The sequence below is a fragment of the Nocardiopsis sp. TNDT3 genome (genome assembly GCF_003427465.1).
GTDB lineage: Bacteria > Actinomycetota > Actinomycetes > Streptosporangiales > Streptosporangiaceae > Nocardiopsis > Nocardiopsis dassonvillei.
In genome coordinates this window covers 1-6,558 of record NZ_QPFC01001212.1, presented here as the reverse complement: position 1 = coordinate 6,558, position 6,558 = coordinate 1, and the positions used below count along the sequence as shown (strand labels likewise).

The window sequence follows — 6,558 nt, the reverse complement described above, 5'->3', positions numbered from 1 at the left end:
GGTGTGGGACGGGGGTGGGTCGGGGACGCGGTTCTCCTCGGCCACGTGGTCGATCTGCTCCACTGGCACACCCAGGTGCAGGAGGACCTGCCGGAGCGCCCGGTCGTGACCGAACGCGAAATCGACGAGGTTGGCCTCGTTGTTGCGGCCGATGATGGCCTGCAGGTCCCGCACGAACCTTCGTCCCTCCGCCTGTCGCTGGTTGAGGGCCGTCTGGAGGACACGGGAGGCGTCCTTGCCGTTCGTCTGCGCCACTTTCAGCGCCTGTCCGGCCAGCCACGAGACACGTTCCTCACTGACGTCTCCCATCTGGCGCATGGTGTCGAGGAACAACTCCAGCCAGGCCTGTCGCATCTCCTGCAGGTGCCTCACCTGGAGCATGGCCAGAGCGTGGTCTCCGGCGGCCTTGGTCAGGCGCATGGAGACAGCCTGTTGCTGGGCACGCACCTCGGGACACACGTCCACCCAGGTGTGCACGGTGGCGTGGACGAGGTACTTGTCATTGGCCGAGACGTGCGCGGGGATCCCCGTCGTGGCCGGCGGTGTCGTTCGTTCATAGCGTCGTGACCGCAGCTGGTCGTTGAGGTTTTCCTCGAGTTCCGGTGCCTGGTGCGGCAGGTACCGTCGACTCAGGTTCCGGATCACACCGGAGATCTCCGCGCGGATCGTTCGATTGCGCCTCTCGACGTAGTCCTCCACGGACTCCTGCCAGGCACGGTGGACGTCGGGGTCGTCGTGCGTCAGATGGGCGTGCCAGCGCACACGGGCCTTGATCCGGAAGGTGAAGCCCTCCCCCTTGGCGGGAGGGTCGACGGAGAACAGGTTGTCCCGTGGAGCCATGACCGAGGTGGACATGGATCCTTCCTTGCGGATCCACTGGTGCACCTCGTCGCCGTCGACGAGGATCGCCCTCCGGTCGGTGATGCGGTCCAGGACGTGTCGGACGGGCGTCGAGGAGTCGTTCGAGGTCCGGCGACGGAACCGGGGGAAAGGCCACCACCACGAGCGACCACTGGTGTGGGGAGACATGGGAACTGCCTTTCTGCGTCGAGGGTTCGCCTCATGCCGGTGTCGGCGACGTCCGCCCTGCGCCGTTCCGGCGCTCGCGGATGATCGTGTAGAGGGAGAGCCGTTCCTTGAGCCCTTGGCTCGGGTCCGACCTGATGCGTTCGAGGAGGGCGTCGATCTGCGCGCGAGCGGCGGGGGTCGCCGTAGCGTCCGGGTACCGGGCCTCCCAGTCGTCGAGGACGGTCCACGCCGGGCTCAGGTCGTCGTCGCTCAGCGCGTCGAGCCACAGGCCGTGAACGCCCTCGACGGTGTCCGCCGCGGAGGTGGGTGTGGCACCGTAGGTGTCGGGGTCGGCGACGACCGCCGCCAGCCACTCCACCAGTGCGAAGTCCCGCCCTCGGGAACCGTCCTGGCACCGGGTGGGCAACTGGGCGATCTTCAGGAGCGTGCGCACCGCCACACGGTGCAGCCGTGGGCGCTGATCGTCCCGGTGCCACGTCACGAGGTGCTCCAGAGCCATGGCCCTCGCGCGCGGGGAGTTCCCGTCGAAGGCTTCCACGACCGCGCTCTCCACGAACTGGTCCAGGCGTCCGGCCGTCCCGGTCGCCGGGCCGAACGCCCGCCCCATCCCGCTCCGGCCGATTTCCGAGGCGGCCATGTCGATCGCCCGGAACGACTCCTCGGGGCGCGCACCGGCGATGCTGGTTCCGTAGGCGGTGAGGGCGTAGAGCAGCCTCCAGGGGGAGCCCTCGCGCATCCACCTTTCGAGCAGGTCGAAGGCTCGGTCGATCTGGCTGCCCTCGACGACGAGCATCTCGATGATCCACGCTGCCATGAGCGGCAGTTGTGGGTCGAAGTCGTCGGCCGAGGACTCCTCGCATGTGGTGATCCAGTGTTTGAGGACCTGTTTTTCCACGATGGCGAAGTCGTGTGCGGCGATCCGGCCGATCGCCTGCGCCGCGTCGATGCGGACGCGTGGGTCGTCGGACGCCATCTCGCACAGGTGCAGGAGCCACTGCAGGAAGGGCTCGCGGGAGAGCTCGTACTCGGTCCAGGCGACGTCGAGGACGGCACTCCACAAGCGCGGTTGCCGGAGTTGCAGTGTGCGTTCGGGGGGTGCACCACCCGACTCGGAGGTCTGCTGCTTCAACCGCACATGCGGTAGGCGGTGGTCCAGTCGACGCTCGAAGATGCGGCGTCGCTGCGCACGGCTGCCGAGCTCGGCGCGGACGAGGCGCTCGGAGAGGTTCCCTGCCGCCGAGACGACCGTGGTCAGGGTGTGTCCGTCCAGGACGGCCGCACTGATGACATAGGCCTGGTCCACCGGTGCGTGCCGGTGATCCAGTCCCCGCAGCAGGTCGCGGGCACGCTGGAGGAGCATCTCATCGCGGTTCTTCTCGAGGAGATCCGCGAGACGTTTCAGCCAGTCCGGCTCTTCCCGATCGGATTGGTCCTTGACGAACCACGCCGTGCGGGCCGCCTCGCCCGGGGACTCGATCGAGTCGAGGCAGTCCTTGATCCTCGTCTGGGCGCGGACACGATCGAGGAGTGCACCGGCCGCGTCCTCTCCACCGACGTGATGGGTCAGGTGGCTGTGGAGTACCCGGAGGAGTTCCGGAGCGGTGTGTCGGACGAGGAGGGAACGCCATCTGGCCGGAACGTCCTCGTCGTCGATGACGACCACCAGGTGGGAGTGCTGTGTCTCGAGGAGGGACTTGACGCGTACCATCTCGTCGTCTTCCCAGGGCCACGCCCGACGGGTGGAGCGCACGAGGTAGTGGGAGGCGTCCGCGCCGGGGGCCGAGAGTTCCGACAGCAGCTTCTCGGGCGTGACCCGTATCACCGGGTTGTCGTGATCAACGGAACGGAGGGCGATGATCGCCGAGGTCGTGCGTCCGGTCTCGGGATCACCGTGGAGGACGGCCACCCGTTCGTTGTCGAAGGCACTGGTGAGCCGTCGGAGGGTGCCGCCGTCGACGTGGACGTCTTGGAGGAAGTCGATCTGCTCCTCGGGGACGGCCGTACCGTCCCCGCCCGTGTCCGACATCGTCGTGATGTTGAAGACCGTGTCGCCGTGGTGGTCGCCGCCGTAGGCGTTGCCCATGCCTCGGGCGTCGACGCGGACCCCACCGAGACGGAAACGCTTGTTGCGGTAGTCCCGGCGTTGGCGCTCCCGGTTCTGGGAACGGGGGTCGACGCTGGACTCCCATACGTTCTCGCTGGGCTCCGGGTCGGGCTCTTCGGACGAGAGGTCGTCGTCACCGTCGTGCGAAAAGGCGTCGGAGCCCTCGGGGGGAAGGGCGTCCGACTCATCGGCACGGGGACCTGCGGTCAGGGGAGTGTTCTGCCCGCTCTCGGGTGCGGTCGTGGTCGGGGACACCGGGAGCGCGATCGCCGCGTCTTCGGGAGATGAGGGGAGTTCTGACATGTCGCGCTCTTCTAGCCGTGGGTGGTGAACGTGGTGTCACCGTGGTGGTCGCCGCCGTAGGCATTGCCGGTACCGCTGTGATGGACGACGGACCGTTGCGGGGAAGGAGCTGTGTGGTCGGTCGTGTCGTCAGGCGCGCGGTGCCCTGCACGAGTCGTGGAATCGTCGCTGACGTGGACCCACGCCGTGGTCTGGAAGTCCTTGTTGGCGAGCTGGTGCCTGTTGAATGTGAACCGGTACAGGTCCTCCTGCCCGTGTACGACGACATCGCTGTAGATCGAGTCGGAGACGGCGACGACGAACGGCGCACCGGGATGGGAGGTCAAAGCCGCGCGCAGGGCGTCGGAGTCGCGCATCCTGCACACGGCGTTGACGGCGTTTCCGATGAAGCCGAATTCGCCGACGGCGATGTTCCCCTGGTCGATCGCGATGCGAAGGCGCAGCCGGTACTCCTTGTTACGGCTCTTGTTGTAGTGGTGGAGGGCGGTGGACAGACCGCGGATGAAGTTCGAGATGGCCGTGGCCTCGATCGTGCCCGGAGGGAGGACGGCAACTTCTCCGTCACCTTGGGGCTGACGGTCCCAGTCGACCCGGTCGAGGTCGCCGTGTTCGTCCACGTGGTCGAGGACCTCTCGCAAGCCTCTCTGGACCTCCTTCATGCCGTCGAAGGAACGGCTGCTGTAGCCTTCGGCGTCGACAGCGATGGTCAGGCGGCGCTGTGGCACGTTCACGTCCATGTATGTCCTTTCTCGTCCGGACAGCGGTCATCGCACGCGGGGCCGGCAGGCGCCGCGTGATGCCATGTTCGGGAGAACCGGAGGGAAAGACCTCGTATTAGTAGGAGATCTTGCGGTTCGATCAGAAATCGGGGGGAAGCTCAGCGAGTTTCAGCAGAGCGTCACGGTCGAGCACCGTGAAAGTGCGGTAGCCGGTCAGGATGACCTTCCGGAAGCGCAGGTCCGTGAGGGCCTTGGAGACGGCCGCCTCGGAAGCACCGGTGATGGAGGCTAGTTCCGGCTGCGAGATGCGGAGGGCGACCGCGACGCCCTCCGGTGTACTGACCCCGTGATCCCGTACGAGGCGGAGAATGACCCGCGCCAGCCGGGCCTGGACGTCGTGGCTGCCGTAGTCGACGATCTTGTCGGTCGCTGAGCGCAGCTTCGCCGAGATCGACGCGCTGATGGACCGGGATGCTGCCGGATGGGCGTCCAAGAAGGCGTGGAACTCCGCTGCGGTCACCAACCGTGTGGTGGCGGGACCCGCCGTCTGTGCCGTGGCCATCCGCGGACTGCCGTCCATCCCGGCGAGTTCCCCGACCAAGTCACCGCCCGAGCGCACGGCCAGGAGGACCTCGCGGCCGGAGTAGGACGTCGTCGTGATCTTCACGTAGCCGTGGAGGATCACGAAGACGTGTGTGGAGTGTTCGCCGTGGTTCAGGAGCACATCTCCGGGCGCGTGGTCGGTGCGCCTACCGAGTCGAAGGAGAGCATCACGATCGGGGGAGCTGAGCAGCGACAGCGCGGAGTTGGACGGCCACGGCTCTCCCTGGCGCATACGTCTCCTCAGAGTGAGTGCCTGTCTGATCGGGGATCGCTGCCATCCGTTCATGGGGTGTGAGCGCGAAATCCCAGCACCGACTTTTGTACTACACCCTATGACCCGATAAAGGACCAACCAGAGAAATCGTCGAGGTGATTAGAAATGATGCAGGTGGGAGCGTTGGAGGTAAGACCGATGTCACCGGAGGGGAAGCGAATTAGGACGGGGGGACATGTTTTTTGATGAGCCTATGACCCCACGACCCTGGTTCTTCGGGCATGGACGCCGCCTAAGCGGATTGTAACCTTTCACCGTTTTATCCCAAAGGTGTGGTATCTGCGTCGAAGCGATACGGGGCGGACGCACACGCCGTGGTCGGCGACCTGTTCGGCCGCCTCCCGTGGCAGCGGTTGCGCGAGGCGTTCGTCCCGGGTGGACTTAACGGTAGGCGTCGGCATCAAGCCGCCTCCACAACCACGGAGCGGGAGACCCCCACCCCATGCAGCCCGAGCGACCGCCGCTGCGGCCCCTGGTAGGGCTGATCGTCGTATTCGCGTCGCACGTCGTCCTCGTGGTGACGCCACCGGCCTTCGGCGGCAGGCCGTACGGGATGACCGTCGCGTGGGCGATCATCGTGGTGTTCGCGGTCATCGTGTACCGGAAGCTGTGGGCCCGGTACCGCACCTGCCGGGAGGATCCTCCGACCGAGGAGGAACCCGGGCCGTAGGCCCCTGCCCCGCGGCGGGTACGATGCCCTCCCGATCGTAGGAGGCGACGCGTATGGCACTGGTCCGCAGGGGTTCCCGCCGCATCACCGTGGACGGCACCGGCTACCGGTGGCGCGTACGGCGTCGGCCGACCTACGCCCAGGGCCTCTGCGAGTCGCCCATGACCTTCGCCGTGGAACTGGCGGAGGAGCCGGGGCAGACCCTCGTGGTCGCCACCCGGCACCCGCACCCGGGATCCTGGCTGTCGGTCGCCCCTCCCGTTCCCGTGACCCCGGGCGTCGTCTCCACCGCCATCCGGAACGCTCTCGCGCAGGGGTGGTCCCCGGCCTCCCCCGGGTCGGCCCACCACACGAAGCTCTAGAGCACGGACACCGCGCCCGGCGCGGGCCCCGTTCAAGGACGGCCCCCGGTGTGCGGAGCGGCTTCGCGCACCGGGGGCCGTCTTCGGGTTCCGGAGTCGCCCGCCCTCAGGCCGGTGACGCGGACCCGGACGGCGACGCGGCCGTGACGGCCGAACGCCTCCACGCGAGCGCCACCAGCCCAGCGGCCACACCCACGCACACGACCTGCCCCACCAGGCCGAAGACGCTGTACCCGTGCACCCCGAACTGGATCATGAACCCCGCCCAGCAGTAGGTCGCCACGGCGCCCGCGACGGCGGCCAGGGTGTGGCGGACCGTCCAGCCCGCGCGGCCCGAGCTGACGAGGAGCACCGCGCCCGCGGTGAGCGCCAGGGCGAACATCACCGCGAGTGTGACCGCGGCCGGGACCACCCCGTTCTCCTGGACGAGGATGAAGCCGCTGCCGCACACCAGCGCCACGGCCGCCAGGGCGAGGGGGTGGGGCACGCGGCCG

At 67.8% G+C, this 6,558-nt stretch carries 7 protein-coding genes and 1 pseudogene; 3 read left to right on the top strand and 5 right to left on the bottom strand.

The window, feature by feature from the left end; genetic code table 11:
* Both DQW06_RS25975 and DQW06_RS29035 read right to left on the bottom strand, forming a co-directional pair.
* The coding region (locus tag DQW06_RS25975) for a hypothetical protein (protein ID WP_157983611.1) at window positions 1-1,029 on the bottom strand (1,029 nt) is incomplete at its 3' end.
* Between the two features lie 31 nt (window positions 1,030-1,060).
* Complete coding sequence (locus DQW06_RS29035; protein ID WP_157983610.1) at window positions 1,061-2,089, bottom strand: hypothetical protein; 1,029 nt, start codon at window positions 2,087-2,089, stop codon at window positions 1,061-1,063.
* An 87-nt stretch (window positions 2,090-2,176) separates the two neighbouring features.
* On the opposite strand from DQW06_RS29035, the gene DQW06_RS29030 reads away from it, so the two are divergent.
* Window positions 2,177-3,421 carry a hypothetical protein gene (locus tag DQW06_RS29030; protein ID WP_157983609.1) on the top strand — a complete coding sequence of 415 codons (1,245 nt, stop codon included), beginning with the start codon at window positions 2,177-2,179 and terminating at the stop codon, window positions 3,419-3,421.
* Window positions 3,422-3,447: 26 nt separating this feature from the next.
* Here the strand turns inward: DQW06_RS29030 and DQW06_RS25965 are convergent, their stop codons facing one another.
* On the bottom strand, window positions 3,448-4,173 hold the full coding sequence (locus tag DQW06_RS25965; RefSeq protein WP_117199483.1) for a hypothetical protein: 726 nt from the start codon (window positions 4,171-4,173) through the stop codon (window positions 3,448-3,450).
* A 121-nt stretch (window positions 4,174-4,294) separates the two neighbouring features.
* On the bottom strand, window positions 4,295-4,990 hold the full coding sequence (locus DQW06_RS25960) for a Crp/Fnr family transcriptional regulator (protein WP_198662552.1): 696 nt from the start codon (window positions 4,988-4,990) through the stop codon (window positions 4,295-4,297).
* Between the two features lie 484 nt (window positions 4,991-5,474).
* Here DQW06_RS25960 and DQW06_RS25955 point away from each other — a divergent pair, with 484 nt between their 5' ends.
* The gene (locus DQW06_RS25955; RefSeq protein ID WP_013155538.1) at window positions 5,475-5,702 is read left to right on the top strand and encodes a hypothetical protein; all 228 of its coding nucleotides are present in this window, start codon (window positions 5,475-5,477) and stop codon (window positions 5,700-5,702) included.
* 53 nt (window positions 5,703-5,755) lie between these two features.
* Complete coding sequence (locus tag DQW06_RS25950; protein WP_013155539.1) at window positions 5,756-6,064, top strand: hypothetical protein; 309 nt, start codon at window positions 5,756-5,758, stop codon at window positions 6,062-6,064.
* A gap of 106 nt (window positions 6,065-6,170) precedes the next feature.
* Here the strand turns inward: DQW06_RS25950 and DQW06_RS25945 are convergent.
* Window positions 6,171-6,558, bottom strand: a pseudogene (locus DQW06_RS25945) (hypothetical protein); the annotation flags it as partial.